The sequence below is a fragment of the Kribbella sp. CA-245084 genome (genome assembly GCF_050942355.1).
GTDB lineage: Bacteria > Actinomycetota > Actinomycetes > Propionibacteriales > Kribbellaceae > Kribbella.
Map to the genome: position 1 here is coordinate 1,372,838 of NZ_CP192053.1, position 25,899 is coordinate 1,398,736.

The 25,899-nt window shown below is 69.0% G+C and carries 26 protein-coding genes; 7 read left to right on the plus strand and 19 right to left on the minus strand.

What is annotated here, in order from left to right:
- Positions 1–137: 137 nt before the first annotated feature.
- The 4 genes from ACQPYH_RS06780 to ACQPYH_RS06795 form a co-directional block, all read right to left on the minus strand.
- Complete coding sequence (locus ACQPYH_RS06780) at positions 138–689, minus strand: DUF1990 family protein (protein ID WP_432888142.1); 552 nt, start codon at positions 687–689, stop codon at positions 138–140.
- Positions 686–1,465 carry a YndJ family protein gene (locus tag ACQPYH_RS06785; protein WP_432888144.1) on the minus strand — a complete coding sequence of 260 codons (780 nt, stop codon included), beginning with the start codon at positions 1,463–1,465 and terminating at the stop codon, positions 686–688. Before ACQPYH_RS06785 ends, ACQPYH_RS06780 begins: the two co-directional genes overlap by 4 nt.
- Positions 1,462–2,490, minus strand: coding sequence for an LCP family protein (locus ACQPYH_RS06790; protein ID WP_432888146.1), 1,029 nt, complete (start codon positions 2,488–2,490; stop codon positions 1,462–1,464). The genes ACQPYH_RS06785 and ACQPYH_RS06790 overlap by 4 nt, the downstream gene beginning before the upstream one ends.
- A gap of 84 nt (positions 2,491–2,574) precedes the next feature.
- Entirely contained in the window at positions 2,575–3,378 is an 804-nt protein-coding gene (locus ACQPYH_RS06795; RefSeq protein ID WP_432888148.1) for a helix-turn-helix domain-containing protein, read from the minus strand.
- A 71-nt stretch (positions 3,379–3,449) separates the two neighbouring features.
- Between ACQPYH_RS06795 and ACQPYH_RS06800 the strand changes: the two genes are divergently transcribed.
- Both ACQPYH_RS06800 and ACQPYH_RS06805 read left to right on the plus strand, forming a co-directional pair.
- Complete coding sequence (locus ACQPYH_RS06800; protein ID WP_432888150.1) at positions 3,450–4,235, plus strand: phytanoyl-CoA dioxygenase family protein; 786 nt, start codon at positions 3,450–3,452, stop codon at positions 4,233–4,235.
- An 83-nt stretch (positions 4,236–4,318) separates the two neighbouring features.
- The gene (locus ACQPYH_RS06805) at positions 4,319–4,612 is read left to right on the plus strand and encodes an HU family DNA-binding protein (protein WP_130443872.1); all 294 of its coding nucleotides are present in this window, start codon (positions 4,319–4,321) and stop codon (positions 4,610–4,612) included.
- A 14-nt stretch (positions 4,613–4,626) separates the two neighbouring features.
- On the opposite strand, the gene ACQPYH_RS06810 is transcribed toward ACQPYH_RS06805, so the two are convergent.
- Positions 4,627–4,803: a hypothetical protein gene (locus tag ACQPYH_RS06810; RefSeq protein WP_432888152.1), complete on the minus strand. Its 177-nt coding sequence runs from the start codon at positions 4,801–4,803 to the stop codon at positions 4,627–4,629.
- Between the two features lie 28 nt (positions 4,804–4,831).
- The gene (locus ACQPYH_RS06815) at positions 4,832–5,014 is read right to left on the minus strand and encodes a hypothetical protein (RefSeq protein ID WP_432888154.1); all 183 of its coding nucleotides are present in this window, start codon (positions 5,012–5,014) and stop codon (positions 4,832–4,834) included.
- A gap of 262 nt (positions 5,015–5,276) precedes the next feature.
- Here ACQPYH_RS06815 and ACQPYH_RS06820 point away from each other — a divergent pair, with 262 nt between their 5' ends.
- Positions 5,277–7,220 carry a M13 family metallopeptidase gene (locus ACQPYH_RS06820; RefSeq protein ID WP_432888156.1) on the plus strand — a complete coding sequence of 648 codons (1,944 nt, stop codon included), beginning with the start codon at positions 5,277–5,279 and terminating at the stop codon, positions 7,218–7,220.
- Positions 7,221–7,265: 45 nt separating this feature from the next.
- On the opposite strand, the gene ACQPYH_RS06825 is transcribed toward ACQPYH_RS06820, so the two are convergent.
- Both ACQPYH_RS06825 and ACQPYH_RS06830 read right to left on the minus strand, forming a co-directional pair.
- The gene (locus ACQPYH_RS06825) at positions 7,266–8,579 is read right to left on the minus strand and encodes an FAD-binding oxidoreductase (protein WP_432888158.1); all 1,314 of its coding nucleotides are present in this window, start codon (positions 8,577–8,579) and stop codon (positions 7,266–7,268) included.
- A complete protein-coding gene (locus ACQPYH_RS06830) occupies positions 8,576–8,980 on the minus strand; it encodes a DoxX family protein (protein WP_432888160.1) in 405 nt (134 codons plus the stop codon). The genes ACQPYH_RS06825 and ACQPYH_RS06830 overlap by 4 nt, the downstream gene beginning before the upstream one ends.
- Before the next feature lie 139 nt (positions 8,981–9,119).
- On the opposite strand from ACQPYH_RS06830, the gene ACQPYH_RS06835 reads away from it, so the two are divergent.
- Complete coding sequence (locus ACQPYH_RS06835; RefSeq protein ID WP_432888162.1) at positions 9,120–12,140, plus strand: ATP-binding protein; 3,021 nt, start codon at positions 9,120–9,122, stop codon at positions 12,138–12,140.
- On the opposite strand, the gene ACQPYH_RS06840 is transcribed toward ACQPYH_RS06835, so the two are convergent.
- From ACQPYH_RS06840 to ACQPYH_RS06880, 9 genes are all read right to left on the minus strand, one after another.
- Entirely contained in the window at positions 12,117–13,556 is a 1,440-nt protein-coding gene (locus tag ACQPYH_RS06840; protein WP_432888164.1) for an aminopeptidase P family protein, read from the minus strand. The two genes, ACQPYH_RS06835 and ACQPYH_RS06840, sit on opposite strands and share 24 nt — an antisense overlap.
- A gap of 18 nt (positions 13,557–13,574) precedes the next feature.
- A complete protein-coding gene (gene panD / locus ACQPYH_RS06845) occupies positions 13,575–13,997 on the minus strand; it encodes an aspartate 1-decarboxylase (protein WP_432888166.1) in 423 nt (140 codons plus the stop codon).
- Between the two features lie 32 nt (positions 13,998–14,029).
- On the minus strand, positions 14,030–16,237 hold the full coding sequence (locus tag ACQPYH_RS06850) for an MMPL family transporter (protein ID WP_432888168.1): 2,208 nt from the start codon (positions 16,235–16,237) through the stop codon (positions 14,030–14,032).
- Positions 16,238–16,318: 81 nt separating this feature from the next.
- Positions 16,319–17,005: a response regulator transcription factor gene (locus ACQPYH_RS06855; protein ID WP_432888170.1), complete on the minus strand. Its 687-nt coding sequence runs from the start codon at positions 17,003–17,005 to the stop codon at positions 16,319–16,321.
- Positions 16,908–18,170, minus strand: a complete 1,263-nt coding sequence (locus tag ACQPYH_RS06860) for a sensor histidine kinase (RefSeq protein ID WP_432888172.1) — start codon at positions 18,168–18,170, stop codon at positions 16,908–16,910. Before ACQPYH_RS06860 ends, ACQPYH_RS06855 begins: the two co-directional genes overlap by 98 nt.
- An 80-nt stretch (positions 18,171–18,250) precedes the next feature.
- Positions 18,251–19,672 (minus strand): FGGY family carbohydrate kinase, encoded by a 1,422-nt coding sequence (locus ACQPYH_RS06865; RefSeq protein ID WP_432888174.1) that lies wholly within the window; start codon positions 19,670–19,672, stop codon positions 18,251–18,253.
- Complete coding sequence (locus tag ACQPYH_RS06870; RefSeq protein WP_130443894.1) at positions 19,659–21,056, minus strand: alpha,alpha-trehalose-phosphate synthase (UDP-forming); 1,398 nt, start codon at positions 21,054–21,056, stop codon at positions 19,659–19,661. Before ACQPYH_RS06870 ends, ACQPYH_RS06865 begins: the two co-directional genes overlap by 14 nt.
- 8 nt (positions 21,057–21,064) lie before the next feature.
- Positions 21,065–22,066 (minus strand): Gfo/Idh/MocA family protein, encoded by a 1,002-nt coding sequence (locus ACQPYH_RS06875; protein ID WP_432888177.1) that lies wholly within the window; start codon positions 22,064–22,066, stop codon positions 21,065–21,067.
- The gene (locus ACQPYH_RS06880) at positions 22,057–23,439 is read right to left on the minus strand and encodes an amidase (RefSeq protein WP_432888179.1); all 1,383 of its coding nucleotides are present in this window, start codon (positions 23,437–23,439) and stop codon (positions 22,057–22,059) included. The genes ACQPYH_RS06875 and ACQPYH_RS06880 overlap by 10 nt, the downstream gene beginning before the upstream one ends.
- Positions 23,440–23,608: 169 nt before the next feature.
- On the opposite strand from ACQPYH_RS06880, the gene ACQPYH_RS06885 reads away from it, so the two are divergent.
- Complete coding sequence (locus ACQPYH_RS06885; RefSeq protein ID WP_327640134.1) at positions 23,609–23,917, plus strand: DUF3263 domain-containing protein; 309 nt, start codon at positions 23,609–23,611, stop codon at positions 23,915–23,917.
- Positions 23,918–23,966: 49 nt separating this feature from the next.
- Here ACQPYH_RS06885 and ACQPYH_RS06890 read toward each other — a convergent pair whose 3' ends face one another.
- Positions 23,967–24,200: a hypothetical protein gene (locus ACQPYH_RS06890; RefSeq protein ID WP_432888181.1), complete on the minus strand. Its 234-nt coding sequence runs from the start codon at positions 24,198–24,200 to the stop codon at positions 23,967–23,969.
- A 106-nt stretch (positions 24,201–24,306) separates the two neighbouring features.
- Here ACQPYH_RS06890 and ACQPYH_RS06895 point away from each other — a divergent pair, with 106 nt between their 5' ends.
- Positions 24,307–24,600 (plus strand): LytR C-terminal domain-containing protein, encoded by a 294-nt coding sequence (locus ACQPYH_RS06895; protein ID WP_432888183.1) that lies wholly within the window; start codon positions 24,307–24,309, stop codon positions 24,598–24,600.
- Entirely contained in the window at positions 24,597–25,430 is an 834-nt protein-coding gene (gene otsB, locus ACQPYH_RS06900; RefSeq protein ID WP_432888185.1) for a trehalose-phosphatase, read from the plus strand. Before ACQPYH_RS06895 ends, otsB begins: the two co-directional genes overlap by 4 nt.
- On the opposite strand, the gene ACQPYH_RS06905 is transcribed toward otsB, so the two are convergent.
- Positions 25,396–25,863, minus strand: a complete 468-nt coding sequence (locus tag ACQPYH_RS06905) for a hypothetical protein (RefSeq protein ID WP_432888187.1) — start codon at positions 25,861–25,863, stop codon at positions 25,396–25,398. The two genes, otsB and ACQPYH_RS06905, sit on opposite strands and share 35 nt — an antisense overlap.
- Positions 25,864–25,899 lie beyond the last annotated feature (36 nt).

A 25,899-nucleotide genomic window follows, 5' to 3' on the forward strand; every position in this document is an offset into this window, starting at 1 on the left:
CCACAGTTTCGCAGCACCCCGCCCTGCTGTGCACCTCGGGTTGTCACCCACTGTTCGCGTGTCGCTCAAACGCCGGCCTTGCCACGCAGGGTACAAAGGTCGCGGCCCCGCAAAGGTATGAGCTTGCGGGGCCTTTGCTATGGGGTGGACAGGCGTTGGAGTGCCTTGGCGTAGCGGCGGGCGGCGTAGTGCTGGGCCTTGCGGGTGGCGGGGCCGGCCAGGCGGGTGTACCAGGTGGCGGCACGGCTGTAGGCGCGGACGGTGAAGTAGATGCCGTCGGGGTCGCGGGTGACGACGAAGGACTCCTCGCCGGACTCGGGGTGGCCTTGGAGGGTGCCGTACGCGAAGCCGATGCGGTCCGGCTCGTTGACGGTCCAGACGACTCGGCAGGGGACTGGCAGGCCGATGCGGCCGAGTGGCGACGGGCCGATCAGCAGGCCCGATCCGAGACGGCCGAGCGAGTTGGTGCCGATCTGTGCGGGCGCGTCGGTCGCAGTCATCGGCACTCCGGCTGCCGGCTGCATCCGCCAATTCAGCAAGGCGTCAGCCGCCCGGTGGAACACCTCGTCACCATGGCCGATCCGTTGACGGTACTCCAGGCGGTGGTAGCCCGCGGGCGTCTCGACGTACCGCGTCGACCCCACGACGTCGTACGTGAACCGCAGCCCCGCCAGGTCCTCGAGCTTCATCCGACCCCTTCCCGTCGCATCGCCAGTACCCCGCACAACGCAAACCCGACCGCATTCGCCACACCGTGCGTCGCAACCATCCACTCCAACGGTAGGTACGGCGTACCCGCGACATGCCCCAACGCCCAGCTGACCGCCAACAGCATCGTCACCACCAGCACGGATCCAGACACCACCAGCAAGACCGCAGTACTCAGGTCAGCCCGCCGCGACCGCCGCCAGAGGCTCCAGCCAACCAACCACATCCCTGCGGTCAGTACGACGGCTCCCGCGAGCTCCACGGGATCACCGAGGAAGAACCCCAGCAGTACGAGCCCAGTGCCCAGCGGGACGCTGATAGCTGCCAGGCCGTCCGCAGACAGGTACGCCATCAGTGCGGCCGCGAAGCCTGCGAAGTGGAAGTGGGCGACCGTCAGCGACAGCACAGTGAGGTTGAAGCCGAAGAGCTCGTACGACGAGCGCTCGGCGACCAGTGCGAGCGCTGCAATCGATGGAGTGGCCAGTGCGGTGTACAAGGCGACCTGCCGCGCTTGTAATGCCCTTTGTCGCAGGAAGTGCCGGACGGCGAGTGCGATGAGAACAACCGTGCCGGCGAAGTAGATCGACGCGAGGGTGATCGACACCGCACCACGCGGCAGCCAGAGCGACAACGCACCCGGAACGGCGAACGCGAACCACCAGCGGGTGCTGGTGGTTCGCGTCGGGAGCAGGGTGAGGCCGAGAGGTACGACGATGAGCATGCCCAGGCTCACCACCGCATGGACCAGGAAGATCAACTGCTCTTCAGGCCGCTGGTGTTGTCCTGCTTGATCGCGTTGAAGAGCGCCGTGGCCTTCTTGGTGTCCCACTTCACGGCGTCGCCCCGGTTGCAGCACAGCTGGTAGTTGTCGTCACTCGTCGGCACACTCAGCGCCACGCCGCCGCTGCCGGAGATCGCCCGCATACCGCGTGCGAACCGGACGAAGTCCAGCAGGCTCATGTCCTTGTCCACGGTCAGCGCGTCGACGCCCTTGGTCGCGACGTTGTAGTACCGCACCGGATTCAGGAACGTCGACGGCGACGCGGCCTTCTTCGCGACCGCACCGACCATCTGCCGCTGCCGCTCGGTCCGGCCGAAGTCGTTCTGGCCGTCGGCATGCCGGGATCGCACGTAGCCCAGTGCCTTCACCCCGTCGAGCTTCTGGCAGCCGGCCGGCAGGTTGATATGCGCCTTGTCGTCGTTCATTGCCTTCGGCAAGCACATCTGGATCCCGCCGATGCTGTCGATCACCGACGCGAAGCCGCCGAAGCCGACCTCGACGTAGTGGTCGATGCGCAGCCCGGTGTTGTTCTCGATCGTCTGGATCAGCAGGGCCGGCCCCTTGTTGAACGCGGCGTTGATCTTCTGCTTGCCCTGGACGCCCGGGATGTTGACCGCGCTGTCACGCGGGATGCTGATCAGCACCGTCGGCCCGGACTTCGGCACATGCATCAACATGATCGAGTCGGTCCGCGCCGGTCCGGCGTCGCCGCCGGTGTGCAGCCGGGCGCGCTCGGCCCGGCTGAGGTCCTCGCGGGCGTCCGACCCGACCATCAGGTACGTCGTACCCGAGGTCTCGGCGGGCCGTTGTCCGGTCGGCATCGCGTCGATCTTGTCGATCCGGCTCCATGCGTACAGCGGGACCGCGATCAGCATGAGAACGAACAGCAGGACGATCAGTCCGACGGTCCGGAGGAACCAGTTGCGCCGCTTCTTCGGCCGGCCGGCCGACTTGGGCGCCCGGTTCGCGTATCGCGGGTCGATGGGCTGCGTTTCACTCATACCCACGACCGTATCGGTGTCCGGCCCCCGGACACGTCACCCCACTGAATGGTTTTACACGTCGGAAAGTAGGTACCGCCTCCCTCAAAGGGAGGAAATCCGCCCCGAGAGCGAACCAGATCGCCGGAACGCGCCCGGCGACATCCCAACTCTGGCGGTGAACAAGCGCGTGAAGTACGCCGGATCGTCGTACCCGACCCGTCTGGCGACTGCTGCGACGGGCAGGTCCTCCTCGGCGAGCAAAACCTTTGCATTGCTGAGTCTTGTGGTCAGGACCAGTTCATGTGGGGTTGAGCCTGTCGTACGCCGTACTGCGTCGCGCAACTCCTTCACGGTGAGACCGAGCTCACTGGCATAGTCCTGGACGCTCATCGGTGTACTGGCGAGCTCGGCGAGCTGTGCGGCCACGTCATCACCTGTCGTGGTCGCAGCTGCGGCGATCAGGTCGTAGAGAGCACCTGTGAGCTGCACTGGGTTGTGCTGTGTGCTGACGCGCAGCAGCCGGCTGAATGCGCGGTCGACCGGACGGGGGTCTGCGAAGCGGCGGACTGGTCGGCTGGCATCCAGGTGGCCGAGTGTTGTGAGTGCTTCGACCGCGGAGCCGCTGAACAGGGTCCACGCCTGACGCCACCTCGTTGTCGGCCGGTAGCCGTGCAGGACGCCGGGGAAGAGCCAGAGCATCGCGGGCGCTCTGACCTCGTGCAGTTGACGGTCAGGTCCGTGCAGCAACTGACCGCGGCCCTCCTTCAGCCAGACGAGGGCATGACAACCGAGGGCGCGTTCTCTGGTGTTCTCCGAGCCATGCGTCTGCTCACCCGCCCCGAGGCAGAAGAGTCCAAGTTGGCGCTCAATAGCACCTGGAGTCAGGTAGATCGACCAGTCCGACACATCACAAGAGTCCAAGAAGCTCGGCACTGTTGTCCATTCCGCCGGCCGCAGGTGTTGGCTGGAATGGACGGGTGCTGACGTCTAACGGATATGTGCTGGATGAGGAGCGGCTGGGCCAACTGGTCGCCGTGCCCGAGGAAGAGCGTGGTGATCGGGCGCGGTTGCGGTCCCGGTTGCAGCGGGACGGGTACCTGTTCCTGACCGGACTGCTCGACCCTGCGGTGGTGGAGGAGTTCCGCGAGTACTACTTCGGGTTGACGCGTGCTGCCACGGACAGGGCGTCGTACCGCAAGGTGCTGTTCGAGGAGATCGTGCCCGGGCCGGAGTACGCCGCCTTCTGTGCGCAGCCGGCGTTGAAGGGCTGGTTCGAGTGGTTCCTCGGCGGTGAGCCGTTCCTGCACCGTCGGAAGATCATCCGCCAGACGGCACCGGGCGAGAACGGCATCGGTACGGCGACGCAGGCGCACTATGACCTGGTGTACCTGCGTGACGGGACTGACCAGGTGCTGTCGGCGTGGATCCCACTGGGAGACTGCCCGGTCAGCCGCGGCGGACTGACCTACCTGCAGGGCAGTCACCACCGAGTGCTCGAGGACGAGGCCGCGGGGCGACTCAAACGGCCTGCAGCATCCATCACGGCGGACCTGCCCGCTCTGGCGACGGAGTACGACGCCAACTGGCTGGTCACCGACTACGTGGCCGGCGACGTGGTCATCCACACCGCGCACACTGTCCATGCCGCCTTGGACAATGTGTCGTGCGAGCTACGGTTGTCGACGGACATCCGGTACCAGCTCGCCGGCGACGCCATCGACGCGCGCTGGCAGAACCACTGGCACGACAGGGACGGTCTCTGACCGGTATCCGGATACGTTCTCGCTAACGACATTCATTTCGGTTAAGGTGCCGCTCGGAAGTCGAACCGAGTCGGAGGAGAGCCGTGAACCGGAATGAACTGATCGCCGGCGTGGCACACAAGGCGGGCATCCCGCGGAACCAGGCCGAGAAGGTCCTCGACGCCCTCGGCGACGTCGTCACCGAAGCCGTACAGCGTGGCGACAAGGTGTCGCTGACCGGCCTGCTCAGCATCGAGCGCGTGATGCGGGCTCCGCGTACCGGCCGCAATCCGCAGACCGGCGAGCCGCTGTCGATCCCGGCCGGGTACTCCGTGCGTCTGTCGTGCGGAAGCCGCCTCAAGGCCGCGGCCCGAGGCAACCTCCGCACTGCCGGCTGAGCTACTGCTGCTACCTACTGGGCCGACGGGCTCAGGAAGCGGATCGGGTCGCAGTGGCCGTCGTCCATGGAGTGCTTGACGACTCTCGGGCCGGACGCCGGCGGTGACGCGGCCGCGGCGGACGATGTGGTGATGCCGCCCAGCAGGAGCGCCGAGATCCCGATGACAGCTGCGATGGTGCGTTTGTTCATGTTTCCTCCCCAATCAAGGTAGGACGATCTACCGCACTCGGGAACGGCTCACGGCGGTAACCCAGTACGGCGTGCTCGGGCTGGTGAGCTGGTCGACCACCGTGCCCCTTGTGCCGGACTTGTTCAGCGTGATGACCGAGATCTGGTTCGAGCGGTTCTGGACGACGTACAGCGTGCGGCCGATGAGCAGCAGCCCGTCGCCGTTGGTCATCAATGCGTCGCCGATGTGGATGCGCCGGGCCGTGGCTGATCACCTTGCCGCGTCCGGTCCGCAGATCGGCCCGAGCAGTACGACGGGCACGGCGAGCAGGGTGGTGAGTCGACGGACGAGGTGCGGCATTTGGCGGGGTCCTCCCTGATCCGTGTTCTTTACCTGGAAGAACGGCTGGCTCCTGTGGATAGTTCAGACCGGCCTGATCCCGAACCGGGTATGTTCGCTGGCAGCAACTAGAACTGGGACAAAGGGGTCAGGGATGACAGCAGGAATCGACAGCTCGGAGTCGGCCGGCGCGGCGCGGCCGCAGGACGACCTGTACCGGTTCGTCAACGGGACGTGGCTGGCTGAGCACGAGATTCCCGCGGACAAGGCGATCCACGGTGCGTTCCACGCGCTCTGGGACACCGCCGAGCAGGACGTCCGGGCGATCGTCGAGAAGACCGCCGCGGCCGGCCATCCGGAGGGCAGCGAGCCGCGGAAGATCGCCGACCTCTACACGAGCTTCATGGACACCGAGACGATCGAGCAGCTGGGCGCCGAGCCGATCGCGGATCAGCTCGCACTGGTCCGGGACGCCAAGGATCTGACCGGCCTGGTCTCGGTCCTCGGGCAGCTCGAGCTGCAGGGTGTGCCGGGCGTCTTCCACTACTGGGTCGACGCCGACGCGAAGAAGTCCGACGAGAACATCGTCCACCTGACCCAGGGCGGCCTCAGCCTGCCCGACGAGTCGTACTACCACGACGACAACTTCGCCGAGATCCGTGCGGCGTATGTCGCGCACGTGGCGAAGCTGCTCGAGCTTGCCGGACTGCCTGACCCGGCCGGGTCCGCGGCGCGGATCCTGGAGCTGGAGACCCGGATCGCCGACGGCCACTGGGACCGGGTGAAGGACCGGGACGTGCAGCTGACCTACAACAAGCTCGACCGCGCCGGGCTCGAGGAGCTCACGCCCGGCTTCGACTGGTCGACGTGGTTGGCCGGGGCAGGTGTGCCGGAGAGCGCGTTCGCGCAGGTCGTCGTCCGCGAGCCGGACTTCCTGACCGCCGCCGCGGCCGCGTTGCAGGAGGTCGAGCTGGACCGGTGGAAGGAGTGGCTGAGCTGGCGGATCGTGCACAGCGCCGCGCCGCTGCTGAGCCAGGTGTTCGTCGACGAGAACTTCGCCTTCTACGGCAGGACCCTGACCGGTGCGCCCGAGCTGCGCGAGCGCTGGAAGCGCGGTGTCGGCGCCGTCGAGCAGTCGTTGGGCGAGGCCCTCGGCAAGCTGTACGTCGCCGAGCACTTCCCGCCGACCGCGAAGGCCCGCATGGTCGACCTGGTGCAGAACCTGGTCGCCGCGTACCGGCAGCGGATCGACGCGCTGGACTGGATGGGCCCGGAGACCCGGCAGCGGGCGCTGGACAAGTTGGGTGCCTTCGTGCCGAAGATCGGATACCCGGACGAGTGGAAGGACTACTCGGCCCTCGACGTCGACCCGACCGACCTGTTCGGCAACGTGCGTCGTTCGGTCGCGGTGGAGACCGCTCGGGACCTGGCCAAGCTCGGTCAGCCCGTCGACCGCAACGAGTGGAAGATGACGCCGCAGACGGTCAACGCGTACTACAACCCGCGGATGAACGAGATCGTCTTCCCGGCCGGCATCCTGCAGCCGCCGTTCTTCGACCTCGACGCCGACGATGCGACCAACTACGGCGCGATCGGCGCGGTGATCGGGCACGAGATCGGTCACGGCTTCGACGACCAGGGCTCGCGCTACGACGGCGACGGCAACCTCAACGACTGGTGGACCGACGAGGACCGGGCCGCCTTCGAGCAGCGCACCGACAAACTCGTCGCGCAGTACGACGCCCTCGAGCCGGCCGAGACACCCGGCCAGAAGGTCAACGGCAAGCTCACCCTCGGCGAGAACATCGGCGATCTGGGCGGCCTGTCGATCGCCTACGTGGCCTACGAATTGTCCCAGGCCGGAGCCGAGGCGGATGAGACCGGCAGCGAGCGCTTCTTCGCTGCGTGGGCGCACGCGTGGGCCACGAAGACCCGGCCGGAGGAAGCTGCTCGGCGGTTGACCATCGACCCGCACTCGCCGCCGGAGTTCCGCTGCAACGCAGTTGTGAAGAACATCGACGTCTTCCACACCACGTACGACGTGCAAGAAGGCGACGGCATGTGGCTGGCTCCAGACGAACGGGTCCGGATCTGGTGACTGCGTCCCCGCCGGCCGGCCCACTCCGGGTCCGGCCGGCAGGGCTCACCGGTGCAATGCGGTTCGAGTGAAGACGTTGTCGGGGTCGTGAGTGTCCTTGACCTGGTGCAGGCGCGTGAGCTTGTCCGGGGAGTAGGCGCGGTGCACGGCGGTGGGATCCTCGTCGGCGATGGTGTTGACGTAGCTCCCACTCGTGTAGGGCTCGAGACCCGCGGAGTAGGTTCGCGCCGCGGTGATGCGGGCCTCGTCCTCGCCGGGATCGCTCCAGTCGTCACCGGTGGTGAACTCGACCAGCGCGTCGCGATGGCTGAACGCCGTCTCAGCGTCCGGCACATCGCCGACGGCGCCGCCGCACAGCGTCAACCGAGCTCCCGGATTGTTGTCCGAGGCAAGGAACGCGTCGATGGCAGCGTCCGGTAGGGACCGCAGGTAGTGGCCCTTGCAGTAGCGACGGAGGGCGTGGCGTTCGGCGTCGTCGGACTGGGTCTGCAGGTCCAGGTAGCTGAGCTCCGTGATCCGTCGACCGATCGGATTGCCGATCCCTTCGTACGACGGAAGCAGCCGCCGTCCCTCGTCGCTATCGCCGACCCACACGTAGCCGATGCTCGCGATCAAGCGTCCGCCGTACTCGTCCCGCCGGCCGATCCGGGCCACCGGTGTGGCCTGCCGCGGCGCGTCCGCGAACAGGTCCCGCCAGCGGCGAAGCGCCGTACCGGCTTCGTCCAGCTCGTAGAACATGTCGACGGTGAGTGCCTGGGTCCCGACGGGATGCAGTTGGAACTCGAACGCGGTGACGACGCCGAAGCTCCCGCCTCCACCGCGCAGCGCCCAGAACACGTCGGGGTGCTCGGTCGCGCTGATCCGCAGTACGGCGCCGTCCGCGGTGACCAGCTCGTACGAGGTGACGTTGTCGCACGTCAGCCCGTGCGGGCGAGCCAGCCAACCGACCCCGCCGCCGAGGGTGAGCCCGCCGACGCCGGTGTGGGAGACGTTGCCGGCCGTGGTCGCGAGCCCGTACCGCTGGCTGGCGACGTCGAGTGCGCCGAGCAGCGCGCCGCCGCCGACCCGGGCCCGGCGGCGGGCCGGGTCGACCTGCACCGAGTTCATTGCGGACAGGTCGAGCAGCAAACCGTCCTCCACCACCGGGAGCCCGAGGAAGCTGTGCCCGCCGCCGCGAACCCCGATCGCCAGCCCGGCCTCCCGGCCGTGGCGCAAAGCCGCAACCACGTCGGCCGTACTCGCACAGCGCGCGATCAAGGCTGGCCGGCGATCCACCATCGCGTTCCACACCGCCCGGCTGGAGTCGTAGTCCGCATCTCCAGGCCGGGTCAGGAGTCCGTCGAAGGCCGCGATCGTCATCGCCGGGCCAGCCGTCGAGTCGCCGTCAGGATCGAATCCCGCCGGAACCAGGCGATGACGGCCGCGACCAGCAGGTAGCCGACAGGAATCGCCGGGGACGCACCGAGCGCGACGATGTTGGTGAGCGATGCACCGACGAGCAGCATCGTCAGACCGAGCGCGGCGAGACCGCACAGCCGCGGTACGAGCAGTCCGATCGCGCCGGCCAGTTCGAGCACACCGACCACGTACCGCAACCACTGACCGGCACCGACCGCGTCGAAGAGGTCGACCATGACCGGGTCACCGGTCAGTTTCGGCAGGCTCGCCATCACGAACATCGCCGCCAGCACCACCTGCGTCACCCACAGCACCACCACGCCCGGCCGGACCCTTCGCGTTGTCGTCGTCGCCGTACTCATCGCTGCCTCCAAGAGTTGTTCTGGTACGACGACCCTCGCGCCGGTGACCCGTAGCCCACATCCGTGCCGACCACGGATCCACCACGGATCGGGCACAGATCCAGCACGGGGGATCCGCGGATCGGTCATGATGGGGCGCGTGAACGAGGTGTCCGCGCGGGAGGCCGAAGTACTGGAGGCGCTGGTCGGCCACCGGTCGAACGCGCAGATCGCCCGGGCACTGCACATCTCCGTCCGTACGGTCGAGAGCCACGTCTCGTCGTTGCTCCGCAAGTACGGCGTGACCGACCGGCGCGAGCTAGCCGACCTGGCAGGATCGCGGCGCGGTCCTGGGATGAGCGGGCTGCCTGCCGGACGGACCACCTTTGTCGGGCGCTCTACCGAGACGACTGCCGTCCGAACGGCGCTCGGGCAGTCGCGCCTGGTGACCGTGCTCGGACCTGGCGGCATGGGTAAGACGCGGCTGGCAGCCGTCGTGGCGGCCGAGGTGGGTGCTGCCGGCGCGTTCGTCGACCTGGTTCCGGTTCGGGACGGCCTGGTGACCCGCACGGTGGCAACTGCGCTCGGGCTCACTGAACGCCCGCCGCAGAGTCTGGAGCAGGTCCTGATCGAGCATCTGCAGACCGGGCGGTGGCTGCTGGTTCTGGATAACTGCGAGCACCTCGTCGACGAGGTCGCCGTACTCGCGGAACAACTGCTCCGCAGCTGTCCCGAGGTGACGATTCTCGCGACCAGCCGGGAGCGGCTCGGCGTACCCGCGGAGGCGACCGTGCTGCTGCCGCCCTTGGACGCCGCGACCGAGCTGTTCACCGACCGGGCGCGGGCCGTCGACCCGACCTTCACGGCATCGCCCAATGACCTCACGGAGATCTGTGCGCGGCTGGATGGCATGCCGCTGGCCATCGAGCTCGCTGCGGCCAGGATCGGCTCGCTCGGAGCCGACGGCCTGCACGCCGCGCTCGACGACAGGCTCCGGCTGCTGGCGGGCGGGCGTGGCGTGGACGCCCGGCACCGGTCGCTGGCCGCGGTGATCGGCTGGAGCCACGAACTGCTGGACGAGCAGGAGCGGCTGTTGTTCCGGCGGCTCTCCATCTACGTCGGCGGTTTCGACCTGGACGCCGCCAGCGCGACCAGTCCAGAGCTCGGGCGGGGTGAGGTGGCCGACTTGCTGGGTCGGCTGACGGACAAGAGCCTCGCCGTACGCCGGGGATCACGCTGGCGGCTACTCGAGACAATCCGGGAGTTCGCCCGCGACCAACTGACCGAGAACGAACTGACCACCGCACAAACCCGCTGGCTCCACTGGGCCGCCAACACCGCCACCACACTGGAGAACCAGCTCGACGCCCCCGACTGGCAACACCCCTACGACCAAGTAGCCAGCGACCTCCGAGCCGCACTCGCCACCACCCCCGCGGCGTTCGACCCGGTGGCGCATCGGTTGGCGCGGGGGCTTGGGCATCTTGGGTTTGCTCGGCGAGAGTTTCGGGAGGCGATTGGGTACTACCGGGCGGCGGCTGAGCGGGCGCCCGATGGGGTGGCTGCTGCGCTGGATCTTCGGTCGGCTGCTGATGCCACGCTCGCGATCTCGGACGCAGAGACCGGGGTTGAGCTGCTGCTGGACGCCGCCGACCGAGCGGTTGCTGATGGCAACGTTCGGGCGACGATGCTGGCGTTGGCCGTGATTGCCGTGAACCGATACCCGACCGGCTCGCTGTACGAGCTGTCCAAGGAGCGCAGCCAAGAGCTGCTCCGGCAAGCCGAGAACAGCGCGCGGCCCGGGGACCCGCAGGTGACCGCATTGCTCGCGATGGCAAGGGCTTGGGAGTACGGCGGCCGCCGGATCGGCGCGGATGCGGGGCTCGCCCAAGAGGCTGTCGACGCGGCCCGGCGCACCGGTGATCCGGTGCTGATCGCTGGTGCGCTCGACGCGCTGACGGTGGCCGCCGGGAACGCAGGGCGACTGCGCGACGCACGCTCGTACGCCGTCGAGCGGATGCGGTTGGTGGGCCCGCTGCCTCGCCACGAGCCGTACGCCGCGGCCGAGATCATCGACGCGTTCCACGTCGCGCCGACCACGGCGACCGCGGTCGGCGATCTGCCGGCGGCGCTCACGGCCGTGGGTGCGCCGGACGATCCGGTCGGGAACCATCCGTACATCTCGCTGCCGCGCAGGATCCGGGTCTACGCGCTGACCGGCCAGTTCGACGCCTGCTTGGAGCACGCGGACGCACCCTGGGACCGCTGGCAAGGCGCGGGCTCTCCGCCGATCGAGTGGATGGCGTCAGCATTGTCCGCGGCCGCGATGGTGCACGGACTGCGCGACGACGGTTTGTTCGACGTCTGGCAAGCACGTGCGCTCGAGGTCGCCCGGTGCACGGACGTGGAGGATGCTCCCTGGCTGACGGCTCCCTACACGTTCGCGCGAGCACGAGTCGCCGTCCAGCGCGGAGGCGTCCAGGGCGGAGGCGTCCAGGGCGGAGGCGTCCAGGGCGGGGAGGTCCAGGGCGGAGGCGTGCAGGGCGGGGAGGTCCAGGGCGGAGGCGTGCAGGGCGGGGGCGTCCAGCGCGGGGAGGTCCAGCGCGGGGAGGTCCAGGGCGGAGGCGTGCAGGGCGGGGGCGTCCAGCGCGGGGAGGTCCAGCGCGGGGAGGTCCAGGGCGGAGGCGTGCAGGGCGGAGGCTTCCAGCGCGGGGAGGTCCAGCGCGGAGGCGTCCAGCGCGGGGATGTTCAGGGCGGGGGCGTTCAGGGCGGGGGCGTTCAGGGCGGGGGCGTTCAGGGCGGGGACGTGCAGGGTGGGGGCGTGCAGCAGGCGGAAGTCGTTGTGCGGCGGGCGTTTGGGGATCTCTTTGAAGGGTGGTGGGTGCCGTACGCACGTGCTGCCGCCGCGGAGCTCGCCGTGGTTGTCGGGCTTCCCGACGCGCACGACCTGCTCGCCGCGACCGCGTCGGACGCCGCTGAGAACGACTGGGCCGCAGCTTGCCTCACCCGCGCTACGGCCCGCTTAACAGGCGACCGCGACGCACTGCTAGTGGCCGCCGATGCCTTTAAAGACATCGGCGCCCACTTCGAGTGCGCCTACACCCTGACCCTGCACCCCGACCACGCGGTCGAGGCCCGGGTGGAGCTCGCAGCGATGTTAGGAAGCCATCCAGTTCTGTAGGCCCTCGACGGTGCGGGGCATGGCGTCCGAGAGGTTCTCGGTGCCGTCGGAGGTGATGAGGATGTCGTCCTCGATGCGGATGCCGATGCCTCGGAGGTCTTCGGGGACGGTCAGGTCGTCGGACTGGAAGTACAGGCCGGGCTCGACAGTGAGGACGTAGCCGGGCTCGACGGTGCCCTGGCGGTAGGTCTCGCCGCGGGCCGCGGAGCAGTCGTGGACGTCGAGGCCGAGCATGTGGCTGACGCCGTGCAGCGTGTAGCGCTGGTACAGGCGGCTCTGCGGGTCGAGCGCCTCCTCGGCCGACACCGGCAGCAGCTCCATCGCGTCCAGGCCGTGCACGATGACCTCCATCGCCGCCTCGTGCCCGGAGCGGAACGCCGCACCCGGCTTGAGCGCCGCGATCCCGGCGTTCTGCGCGTCCAGGACCAGCTGGTACAGGTCGCGCTGGCGCGGGGTGAACTCGCCGTTGACGGGCAGCGTGCGGGTGATGTCGGCGGTGTACAGCTGCCGGTTCTCAACGCCCATGTCGAGCAGCATCAGCGTGCCGTCGTTCACCGGGCCGTCGTTCTCGATCCAGTGCAGCGTGGTCGCGTGCGATCCGGCCGCGGCGATCGATGTGTAGCCGACATCGTTGCCCTCGGCCCGTGCCCGGCGCCAGAACGTGCCCTCGATCCAGCGTTCGCCGTACTGCCGAACCTTGTCCATCTCCGCGAGTACGTCGGAGAACCCGCGGTGCGTGATCGCGACTGCGTCCCGGAGCTGCTCGAGCTCGTACGCGTCCTTGACCAGTCGCAGCTCCGACAGCGTCGCGGCGAACTCCCCGTCCTTGAGCTGCTCGATCCGGGTGCCGCTCAGCAGCGAAGCGATCGACTCGTCCTCACCCCGGCGTACGCGGGTCGGTACGTCGCCCTTGAGCGCGTCGGCGAGCTGGTCGACGTGGCGCGTCTCGAGACCGAACTCCTTGGCGGTCTCGGTCAGCGAAGGACGCCGGCCGGCCCACATCTCGCCGTACATCCGGTCGCGCCAGAACTCCTCGCCCTGCGAGCGGTCGGCGCGGGGGCGGAAGTACAGGACCGAGTCGTGGCCGCTGGTGCCGTTCGGCTCGAGGACCAGGACCGCGTCGGAGGTCTGGTTGCCGGTCAGCCAGACGTAGTCGGTGTGCGGGCGGAAGACGTAGTCGGTGTCGTTCGAGCGCACCTTGAACGTGCCGGCCGGGATGACGAGGCGCTCGCCCGGGAACGCCTGCGACAGCGCGTCCCGCCGCTTCGCCGCCCACAGGCCGACGTCGCTCAGCGCGAGGTCGTGCCGCTCCGAGTCGGCCCACCCCGAGTTCATGAACTCGCGCAGCTTCTGGCTCGGCTCGTTGTCGTGGGAAGCGGTCTTCGGGGCAGCAGTGTCAGCGGTGTTCTCGGTCATCGTCGACCAGTCCTCGTCTCAACGCGGGGTGTGCAGTTGGTCGCCGCGGAGCATGCCGCTGTCGGGCAGCGCCTCGGCGGGGTCGGAGCCGATACGAGTGATCGCATTGTGCTCGTCCACGAAGACTACGCTCGGCTCGAAGACCTTCGCCTCGGCGGTGTCGAACATCCCGTAGGCGATCAGGATGACCAGATCACCGGGGTGGATCAGGTGCGCCGCGGCGCCGTTGATCCCCACCACCCCGGACCCGCGCGGCCCCTCGATCAGGTACGTCGACAGCCGCTGCCCGTTGGTGATGTCGACGATGTCGACCTTCTCGCCGGGCAGCAGATCCGCCGCGTCCATCAGATCCGCGTCGAGCGTGCACGATCCGACATAGTGCAGGTCCGCCTGCGTCACCGTCGCCCGGTGCACCTTGGACTTCATGATCTCGCGCCACATGCCGGCCATGATCCGGTCCCGGCGCCGTGTTGTCAGTGGCCGCGATCACGGCTGACCAGTTCGGGTTCGCGCGGGTCGGGGGCGGGCGGGAGGTGACGGCGGAGGGTCTCGCCTTCGATGTCGACGTTCGGGAGGAGGCGGTCGAGCCAGCGCGGGAGGTACCAGGCGTGGCGGCCGAGGAGGGCCATCACGGCCGGGACGATCGTCATCCGGACGACGAAGGCGTCGATGGCGACGGCGAGCGCCAGGCCGAAACCCATCTCCCGGATCAGTGTCTGGCCGGACAGGATGAAGCCGGAGAAGACCGCCGTCATGATCACGGCCGCCGCGGTCACCACCCGGGCGCCGTGGGCGAACCCGTCGACGACGGCGGCTCGCGGCGTACCGCCGTGGACGTGTTCCTCCCGCATCCGGGTGACCAGGAAGATCTGGTAGTCCATCGCGAGCCCGAACACCACGCCGATCAGGAAGATCGGCAGCATGCTGATCACCGGCCCGGTCTGCCCCTCGATCCCGAACAGCCCGGCCAGCCAGCCCCACTGGAACACCGCGACCACCGCGCCGAACGTCGCCGCGACGGTCAGCAGGAACCCGAGGGTCGCCTTCAACGGCACCAGCACCGACCGGAACACCAGCATCAGCAGTAGGAACGCCAGTCCGATGATCAGCGACAGGTACGGCACCAGCGCGCCGCCGAGCTTGTCCGAGATGTCGATGTTGACCGCCGTAGCGCCCGTGACGGACACCTCCGCGCCCCCTGCGTCGGGCAGCGCCCGGATCGCCTTGACCAGGTCGTGCGTCTGCGTCGCACTCGGACCGGTTGCCGGAATCACCGTCAGCAATGCCGTGTTCCCAGCCGGGTTGAAGGTCGGCGGTGTCACGAGCGTCACATCCGGCAGCCCGCGTACGGCGGTGGCCGTGGCAGCCGCCGCAGCCTGCGGATCGGCGGACGCGCCGGCGTCGACGACCACCATCAGCGGACCGTTGAATCCGGCGCCGAAGCCCTCGGAGAGCAGCTCGTACGCCTTGCGCTGGGTGGAATCGGGTGCCGCGGTGCTGTCGTCGGGCAGCCCGAGCTCGAGATCGGTGGCCGGGAGCGCCAGCGCACCGAGACCGATCACGGTCACCAGCAGCACCGCCACGGGTCGGCGGGTGACGAAGCGGCCCCATCGACGTCCGGCCGAGACCCGTCCGGCCGCCTCGGGATCGCCGGCTCGCAGACCCGGGATCCGTCCGCCGAGCACGCGGCGTCCGGCGAATCCCAGCAGCGCGGGCAGCAGGGTGAGTGCGATCGCCACCGCCAGTACGACGGTGAACGCGGCGGCCAGGCCCATCTGCGTCAGGAACGGGATGTCGACGACGAACAGCCCGGCCAGCGCGATCACCACGGTCAGTCCGGCGAACACCACCGCGGAGCCGGCCGTGCCGACCGCGCGACCGGCCGCCTCGTCCGGTTCCAGTCCGGTGCTCAGCTCGTGCCGGTACCGCGACATGATGAAGAGCGCGTAGTCGATCGACACGGCGAGACCGATCATCAGCGCAAGGATCGGCGTACCCGAGCCGATGTCGATGAACCCGCTGGCGGCCGAGATCGCGGTCACCCCGATGCCTACCCCGATGATTGCTGACAGCAACGGTAGGCCGGCCGCGATCAGCGAGCCGAAGGTGATCAGCAGGACGACGGCGGCCACCCCGATCCCGATCACCTCGGTCAGGCTCTGACTGTCCTGCGCCTGCATGGCGTCGCCGCCGTACTCGACTGTGAGCCCGGCCGCGCGCGCCGGTTCCACCGCGGTGGCCACCGCGTCCTGCGCCTCGGGGGTGACCTCCTGCGCCGTGACGTCGTACGTCACCTGGGCGTAGCCGGTCCGGCCGTCGGCGGAGATCGCCTTCGCGGTGAAGGGATCCGTGATCCGGGCGACCTGTGGCGCGTGGTCGATCCGGCCGAGGGTCTGCCGTACCTGCGTAGTGTTCGCGGCGTCGGTGAGCTTCTGGCCGGGCGGCGCCTGGAAGACAATGCGGGCGGTCGCGCTGTCGGCGCCCGCCTGCGGGAACCGGTCCTGGAGCAGGTCCGCCGCCCGCTGCGACTCGGTGCCCGGGATCGAGAAGCCGTTGGCAGTCGGGCCGGACAGGGCGGCCGCGCCGGCGATACCGGCGGCCAGGAGCCCCAGCCACACCAGAACCACCAGCCGGCGACGGCGGAACGCGAACCGGCCCAGCCGGTACAGGTAGGTAGCCATGCAGCCGATGCTTCCGGCCGCGCTCCGTCACTCGCGTCGGCCAGCCGCGGGCACCTCGCCGTACTGCGTCTGCCGTACGGGCTACTGCGTCTGCGGTACGACGGCGCCCGGGCGAACCAGTCCGGTCTGGTAGGCGAGTACGACCAACTGCGCACGGTCACGGCAGTCGAGCTTCACCATGGCGCGATTGACGTGGGTCTTCGCGGTCGACGGCGACAGCACGAGGCGTACGGCGATCTCCTCGTTGGACAGGCCGAGCGCGACCAGGCCGACGATCTCGCGCTCGCGTTCGGTCAGGACGTCGAGCACCGACGGACCGATGTCCTGCCCGGCCTGCGGCTCGGCCAGGAAGCGGTTCATCAGGCCGCGGACCGCCTTCGGGGACAGCAGGGCGTCACCGCGGGCGACCACTCGGATGGCATCGATCAGCTCGGCCGGCTCCACGCTCTTGCCCAGGAAGCCGCTCGCGCCGGCGCGGATCGCGTCGAACACGTACTCGTCGACCTCGAAGGTGGTCAGTATCAGCACCTTCACGCCGGCCAGCGCCTCGTCCGCGGTGATCATCCGGGTCGCCGCGAGACCGTCGACCTCGGGCATCCGGATGTCCATCAACACCACGTCGGCCAACTCGGTCCGGGCCAGCTCGACCGCCTCCCGGCCGTTCGCCGCCTCAGCAACGACCTCCAGATCGGGTGCTGAATTCACCAGCACCCGGAACCCGCTGCGGATCAGCGTCTGGTCGTCGGCCAGCAGCACCCGGATCGTCACCCACAACTCCCGTCTCGAGAGGAAGAACAGCATGTACGCCGAACCCGCCACCAGGCTCCGGCCCAGTCGTCAGTTGACCGTGTACGGCGGCGACGCGCTCTCGCATACCGACAAGCCCGTGACCCGCGCCGAGGCCCTCCCGGCCTGGTGAAGCCGCGGTTCCGCCGCTGTCGGTTACGTCGACCGTGAAGGCCCCGGTGGAGCGGGTGAGGCGGACTCGAGCTGTTGCGCCCGGGGCATGTTTCAGCACGTTGGTGAGGGACTCCTGGACTATGCGGTAGGCGGTGAGTTCTATGACGTCCGGGAGGTCGCCGATGGAGTCGGGCGGGACCCAGTCGACCTGGACGCCTGCTGCGGTGAACGAGTCGATCAGGGCGCCCAGTTCGTGGAGGGACGGTGTCGGTGCGGTCGGTAGGGGAGAGCCGGAGCGGCGGAGTACACCGAGGAGGACGGTGAGCTCCTGCAGCACAGTGCGGCCGCCGGAGCGGACCAGCGCCAACGCTCGCTCGGCCTCGTCCGGCTGAGTACGCAGTACGTGCGCAGCGACACCGGACTGCACGTTCATCAGCGCGATGTGGTGAGCGATGACGTCATGGAGCTCGTGCGCGATCCGCAGCCGCTCCTCGATCACCCGGCGCTGCGCTTCCTCGTCCCGGGTCTGCTCGGCCCGGACCGCCCGGTCCTCCAGCTCCCGCAGATACGCACGCCGGTACTGCGTCGCCTCACCGATGCATGCGCCGACCAGCACGACCAGCCCGTTCACCAGGTTCGCGAACAGCTCGCCGTCGGTGTACACGGCCGCCGCGACCACCGTCACAGCCATCACCGACACGATCGCGGCCGCGCGGGTCCGGCGTTCGGTCCGCTGGACCACCATGTACGCCGAGCACGCCATGAACAGCCCGATCGGGCTCTTGGCCTGCTGCGTGATCGTGTACGTGACCCCGACGAGCGTTGTCAGCGCCAACGCGACCACAGGCGCCCGCCGCCGCAGCAACATGAACACGGCGCCGGCGATGATCAGCAACGACCCGGACAGAGTCAGGAACGCCTCGCCGTGCCGACGCTGACCCAGCGACAACCCGTTCCCCACCAGGATGACGGTCGCGAGGGCGCAGTCGAGCACCAACGGGTGCACCCGCAGGTTCCGCCACCGCGCGTCCATAACGCTCACACTACGTGGCCGCCCAGACCCCCGCGTCGTCCTCCAGCCGTATCCCCGCAGTACCGCGAACGCAGTACGCCTCAGGCCGGTTCTTTAGAGGCCTGTACGGCTAGCTCCCGCAGCGCCTCGTACCGCGGACGCATAGCCGCCACCCGGGAGACCTCGGCGTCCACCGGGGTCAGGTGCTCGCCACCCGGCTCCGGAGACAGCCCGAGCGCCACCGCAGCCGCGCCGCGGGCGCCTACCTCCGCCTCGGCGCACACCGTAGTCGGACGCGCGAAGGTTGCGGTCAGACAGCGGCGCCACCACTCGGAGGCGTCAATGCCGCCGCCACCCAGTACGACGTCCAGCTGCCGCCCGAACAGCGAGTCGAGCATGCGCAACCCGCGGTCGACCTCCAGGGACGCGCCCTGCAACGACGCGGCGAGCAGATCCGCCGCGGTGTCGTCGAACGACAACCCGAAGAACACTCCGGATCCGCTCGGCACAGTCGCCGGCGGCCTGGTCCCGGCCATGAACGGGATCGCGATCGCCCGCGACGCCCCGACCTCCACGCCCGCCAGCTCGTCGGACTCCAGCTGCAGTACGCCGGTCAGCCACGCGTGCAGGTTCCCGGCCGCGGAGAACGCCATACCGGTCACCGCGCGCTTGTCATCGACCCGGTACCGCCACAGCTCCCACGGCAGCTCAGGCGCGTCGTCGATCGGATGCACAACGCGTACGGCGGCCGACGTCCCCACCGTCACCGCAGCGGTCCCCACGTCGTACCCGCCCGTCCCGACGTTCGACGCAGCCCCGTCACCCGTCGGCGGATGCACAGGTACGCCGACCAGCCCCGGCCAACGGCGTGCGTACTCCGCGGACAACGACCCGGTCCACCCGGTCGGCACGATCGACGGCAACCGGTCAGCGCGTACGCCGGCGATGTCGAGCGCCTCATCGTCGTACGTGCCGGTGGCCAGGTCGAGCGTCCCGGTGCCGGACGCGATCGACACCGACGTCACCCGCTCGCCGGTCAACCGCTCCAGCACGAGATCGGGCAGCCCGGCGAACTCCGCGGGGGAGCCGATCGACAGCAGCCAAGGGATCCGGCGGGTCCAGTACAGGCGGTGCAGCCAGGCGCCGGTGCGCGCGTGGAAGGCGCGTTCGTCGACGGACGGGGCGAGGTCGACCGAGCGCGTGTCGGCCCAGGTGATCACCGGTGTCAGCGCGTCGCCCTTGTTGTCGAGGGCAACGATCGAGTGCCACTGCGAGGACAGCACGATCGCGCCGATGTTCTCGAGATGACCGTTCTGCTGCAGCTCGTCCAGGCAGCCGAGCAGCCCCTCGACGTACTCGTGCAGGTCGAGCGTCGCGGAGCCGTCCGAGCCGTACGTCGGGGCGATCTTGTGCCGGGCCAGCGCGCCGGGGATCGGCGACGCGTCGTCGTCCGACAGCACCAGGGCGCGCGCGGACGACGTACCTAGATCGAGAGCGAGGACGCGCCCGTCAGTCCTGGTCATGGAGCGCCTTGAGGAAACTCTGCGCCCAGACGTTCACATCGTGCGCGGCGAGGTGCTTGCGCATCGCCTTCATCCGGCGGCCGAGCTGGCGGTCGTCGGTGTTCATCGCGTCGACGATCGTGTCCTTCATGCCGTTGATGTCGTGCGGGTTCACGAGGAAAGCTTGCCGGAACTCGTCCGCCGCACCGGCGAACTCGCTCAGCACGAGCGCGCCCGTGTCGTCGTACCGCGTCGACACGTACTCCTTCGCGACCAGGTTCATGCCGTCCCGCAGCGGTGTCACCACGGCGACGTCCGCGGCCCGGAACAGCGCCGCCATCTCGGTCCGCGAGTAGGACGTGTGCAGGTAATTGATCGCCGGCGTACCGATCCGGCCGTGCTCGCCGTTGATCCGGCCGACCAGCAGCTCGATCTCGTCCCGCAGTACGCGGTACTGCTCGACCCGCTCGCGCGATGGCGTCGCCACCTGGATGAACACCGCATCGTCGACCGAGATCCGCTTCTCGTCCAGGAGCTCGCCGAACGCGCGCAACCGTTGCCGGATGCCCTTGGTGTAGTCGAGCCGGTCGACGCCGAGCAGGATGTGCGTCGGGTTGCCGACCTCCTGCCGCATCTCGGCCGCGCGGGCCGTGGTCTCGGGCTGACGAGCCAGGCTCTGCAGCTCGTTGACGTCGATCGAGATCGGGAAGGCCTTCGCGCGGACGATCCGGTCGTCCGGCAGGTGGATGCGGTCGCCGCGGGTCCGCAGCCCCATCCGGTTGCGGGCCAGCCGGGCGAAGTTCGAAGCTGCACCCGGTCTTTGGAAACCGACCAGGTCCGCGCCCATCAGCCCGTCCAGGATCTGCCGCCGCCACGGCATCTGCGCGAACAGCTCGGTCGGCGGGAACGGGATGTGCAGGAAGAACCCGATCCGTACGTCGGGACGCAGCCGGCGCAGCATCGCCGGGACGAGCTGCAGCTGGTAGTCGTGCACCCAGACGTCGGCGTTGTCGTCGGCAGCGTCCGCTGCGGCCTCCGCGAATCGGCGGTTCACCGCGACGTACGACTCCCACCACTCGCGGTGGAACTCCGGCGCCACGATCACGTCGTGGTACAGCGGCCAGAGCGTCGCGTTGGAGAAGCCCTCGTAGTACAGCTGCACGTCCTCGGCCGACAGCATCACCGGGACCAGGTGCATACCGTCGTTGTCAAACGGGTCGACCTTCTCGTCCGGGCTTCCGGTCCAGCCGATCCACGCGCCGTGGTGGCTCTGCATCACCGGTGCGAGTGCGGTGACCAGTCCGCCTGGACTGCGGCGCCACGCCGTACTGCCGTCTGGCATCTCGATCCGGTCGACCGGCAGCCGGTTGGCCACCACTACGAAGGAACTCCTACCGTTCGGCATCTTCAGCGTCATCCACTCAGGTCGTCGTCGTCACCGGGGTAACGGACCCCGATCTGGCTCCGGGTCTCGTCGAGCAGGTCGAGAATCTCGAGGGTGGCGGCATGAGGCAACGCCGGTACTTCGAGCGCCCCCGCACGCAGCGCTTCCATTACTGCGCCTGCCTCATAGTGGTACCCACGCCCATGCGTCGGTACGTCGATCCGCTCCGCTCCGGAAGCAGTCGTACGCACGTAGTACTCGGGGTGGTGGAATCGGTGCGGCAGTTGCAGGCTGCCCTCCGGGCCGCTGATCGAGGCGACCCACGGGTTCTGCGAGCGCAGACCGCAGGTGAGTGCGGCGACAGCACCGGAGTCGTACCGCCAGGCCATGGCGACGTTCAGGTCCACGCCGTCCTCGTTGAGCGACCCGACAGCCTTCACCTCGGCCGGACGGCCCAGCGCCATGTAGGCGAACGTCATCGGGTAGATGCCGCCGTCCATCAGCGAACCGCCGCCGAGCGCCGGATCGAGCAGCCGCGACGGCAAGGAGGAATTGTGGAAGGCGAAATCAGCAACGACCTGCTGGGGCTCGCCGATCACACCGCTGGCCAGGTCGTCGAAGACGGCCTGGATGACCGGGTTGGTCCGCATCCACATCGCCTCGGCGAACAGGGTCTTGTGCTCGGCCGCGACCGCGACCAGGTCCCGCGCCTGCTTGGCCGTCAGCGTGACGGGCTTCTCGCACAGCACGGCGATGCCTGCCTGCAGCGCGGTCCGCGCGATCGCGTAGTGCTGCGGATGCGGCGTACCGATGTAGATGACGTCGACGTCGCCGGAATCGATCAGCTTGCGATAGTCGTCGTAGGCGCTGGGGATGCCGAACTCCGCCGCGAACCGGTCCGCGTTGTCCTGGGACCTGGACGCGACCGCGGTGGCGACGGCGTCATCGGGGAGCAGCCCCAGATCGTGCGTGAACTGGGTCGAGATGTTGCCGGTAGCAACGATGCCCCATCTGACACGATCTATACCCACTGGGTTAACTCCGGGGTCGGGAACGGTCCGTCTGCTGCGATTCTCGCGGTTTCGAACGCGTGAGCCAAGCGAATGAGCGTGACCTCACTCCGCGCCGTACCGCTGAACGTGATCCCGACCGGCAGTCCGGAGACCATCCCGGACGGCATCGACAGCAGCGGATAGCCGGCCAGGGCGGCGTGCGAGGACGAACCGCCGAGCACGTGGTCGCCGTTCACCAGGTCGATCGCCCAGGCCGGTGAGTACGACGGACTGACCAGCGCGTCGAGCTGGTTATCGCGGAGCAGGTCGTCGATGCCGTCCCGGCCGGCGCGGAGTGCGGTGAGGCGCGCAGCGACGTACACGGGCGAGCCGAGGCCCTCCGTGGTCGCAGCCCGCTCAAACAGCTCCTGCCCGAACCACTGCAGCTCCTGGTCCGCGTGCTCCTTGTTGAAAGCGATCAGGTCGTCCAGCGTCCGTGGGCCGCCGGGGACCCGAGTGGCCAGGTACGCCGCCAGGTCGACCTTCAGCTCATGTGACAGCACCTGCAACTGGTCCTCGTCGCCACCCGGCGTCGGCAGGGACAGGTGGTCGACCAGAGTCGCGCCACAGCTGCTGAGGAGCTCCAGTGCGTGTTCGGTGACCTGGTCAAGTCCGCTGGAGTAGCCCCACAGCGGCCCGCGCGGTACGCCGATGCGCACGTTGCTGAGGTCAGTGCCCCGGCAGGACTCGGTGTAGTCCGTCTGGTTGCCGGTGAGGACTGACAGCAGTGCAGCCGCCTGGGTGACGGTCCTGGTCATCGGACCGGCGGTGTCCTGCGAGTGCGAGATCGGGACGATGCCCTGCTGCGGGATCAGGCCGACAGTGGGCTTCAGGCCGACGATGCCGTTCAGGGCGGCCGGGCAGACGATCGAGCCGTTGGTCTCGGTGCCGATCGCGTACTCCGCCAGCCCGGCGGCCACGGCGGCGCCGGAGCCGGACGAGGAGCCGCCCGCGGAGCGGTTCAGGGCGTACGGGTTGCGGGTCAGACCGCCGTACGCGCTCCAGCCGGAGGAGGACGCCGCGCCGCGGAAGTTGGCCCACTCGCTCAGGTTGGTCTTGCCGAGGATCACGCAGCCGGCGTCACGGAGCCGGCGTACCAGCGGGGCGTCGTCGGGCGGCGGTGGCTGGTCGGCCAGCGCCAGCGAGCCGGCCGTGGTCGGCAGGTCGGCGGTGTCGATGTTGTCCTTGACCAGGACCGGTACGCCGTGCAGCGGGCCGCGAACGCGCCCGTTGTCACGCTCGGTGTCGAGGCGGGCGGCTTCGGTGAGAGCGGCGGGGTTGGGCGTGCAGATGGCGTTGACCAGCGGGTCCACCTCACGGATCCGCGCCTGCAGCTCCTCCACCAGCGCCACGCTGGAAAGAGTTGAGCTCACTAGAATGATCCTGCCAGAGTTGGTGACGCCCGGCCGTCCGCCGACGACACGCTCCGTGTCGTGTCACGGGTGAATGACATCGCTGTTGTTCAACACGTACAGTGGAGCGCGGACGGACGATCACCGACCGCACAGGAGTCAGCAGCAGATGGACAGCGCCAACGCCAGCTCTTCCGGCCCCGCCGAAGCTGCGCCGCCGGCCATTGCCGGGCTCTCCGAGCGGGATGGAGCCATCCTCGCGTTCGAGCGGCACTGGTGGAAGTACGCCGGTGCCAAGGAGCAGGCGATCCGGGACCAGTTCCAGATGTCGGCGACCCGGTACTACCAGGTTCTCAACGCACTCATCGACCGGCCCGAGGCCCTCGCGCACGACCCGTTGCTGGTCAAGCGCCTGCGCCGCCTCCGCGCCGCCCGCCAGCGCGCCCGCTCCGCACGCCGACTGGGCATCGAGGTCTGACCATGTCCCGCCTTCGGGCATCCCGCGGACGCCCGCGTGGCGACCGAGGTCAAGTCCTGTCCTCACTCGTCGCCGTGGCCGCGGTCGTCGCGATCGTGGCCGGTCTGCTGGTGCTGTTCGGGACCCGGGGGCACGACAGCAAGGCCGACGAGCCGTCCGGCGCTGCGTCGAAGCCGAGCAGCAAGCCGTCGACCAAACCGTCCACTGAGCCGTCTTCGGGTCCGTCGACGGTCGGTGCGAGCATCCCGAGGCCCGGCACGCAGACGACTCCGCCTGAGGTCACGCCGACGGAGGCACCTTCTTCGACAGCGCCTCCTTCGACTGCGCCTCCTTCGACAGCACCGACTGAGCCGACGTCGAAGCCCACCCAGCCGCCGGGGACGCAGCCGGTGACCATTCCGGTGGAGGAGCGGCCGGCGATCGAGGTGTACAACAACACGCCGCGCAAGGGCCTGGCCGACGAGGTCGCGGGCCGCGCTCGGCAGGCCGGCTGGACGGTCGCAGGCTCGCCCGACAACTGGCACGGCAAGGTCGCCGAAAGCACGGTCTACTACCCGCCCGGCATGCTCCAGGCCGCGAACCAGCTCGCTCACGACATCGGCATCGGCCGGAGCAAGGGCGCGCTGGACAACATGAAGATGGATCGCCTGACCGTGATCCTCACCTCGGACTACGCCGGATGAGCACTCCGGTCATCCAGACCGATGCCGGGCGTGCAGGCTGGGAAGCCATCGTCGCCGATCCGGCCACTGCAGTGATCTCGTCCGACTTCGACGGCGTACTGTCGCCGCTCGTCGAGGACCCCGCACGGTCCCGGCCGGTCGAGGGCGCCCTGGACGCGCTGGCCCGGCTGGCGCGCTCCGTCGGCCAGGTGGCGATCGTGACAGGTCGCCCTGCGCTGGTCGCTACGGAGCTCTCGGGGGTGAGTGCTCACCCTGGTCTCGGCCAGCTCGTAGTGCTCGGCCACTACGGGCTGGAGCGGTGGGACGCTGCGACCGGCAAGGTCACGACCGCACCGGTGCCGGCGGGGGTCGCAACGGCTCGAGGCCGGTTGCCGGGCCTGCTGACCGAGGCCGGCGTACCCGATGCCTTTGTGGAGGACAAGGACAGCTCGCTGGCTGTGCACACGCGGCGGCTGGATGATCCGACCGGTGCGTTTGAGCTGCTGCGCGGGCCGCTGACTGCGCTGGCCGAGGAGACCGAGCTGCGGCTGGAGCCGGGCAACCTCGTGTTGGAGCTGCGACCACCCGGCATCGACAAGGGCGTCGCGATCCGCAGTCTGGTCGAGTCGACCGGCGCCCGCTCGATCCTGTACGCCGGGGATGACCTGGGCGACCTCGCCGCGTTCAAGGCGATCGGGGCGCTGCGCTCAGCCGGGCTGAGCGCGCTACTGCTGGCGACGCGATCGTCGAACGCGACCGAGCTGATCGAGGCCGCCGACATCGTCGTCGACGACCCCAGCGGTGTGGTGACCGTCCTCACGGCCCTTTCGGACGCGATCTCAGCACGCTGAACGCCTGCGTCACGGTCTTCCCGAGCGGCTGGATCGGACGTTCGACGTACCCGCCCTCCTTCAGGTTCGCGAGCCGCTCGAACGGATTCCGCGACGCCGGATCACCGGTCAGCAGGAACGAGATCACCACGCCGACGACGTACAGCGGCAGCATCGGCAGGCCGATCAGGCAGAAGTACTGCCAGGAATGCCGCTCCTCGTGCCGCACTAGCGCTGGGTTGTCGAAGTACGAGCGGTCGTTCTTGCTGAGGATGACGTTGCCGATCGTGAACGCGCCCGCGACCGGGAAGCCGAGCTTGTAGCCGTTCGCGAAGTACAGACCGCGCGGGCCGCGGGTGAACTTCGCGCGTCCGAGGACGCCGACGAAGGCACCGGCCAGCGTGGACAGATTGAGGAAGTTCCCTACCAACTTGACCCACTGCCAGGCCGTCATGCCGCCCAGTATGGGGTTCTGTCGGTGGGGTGGGTA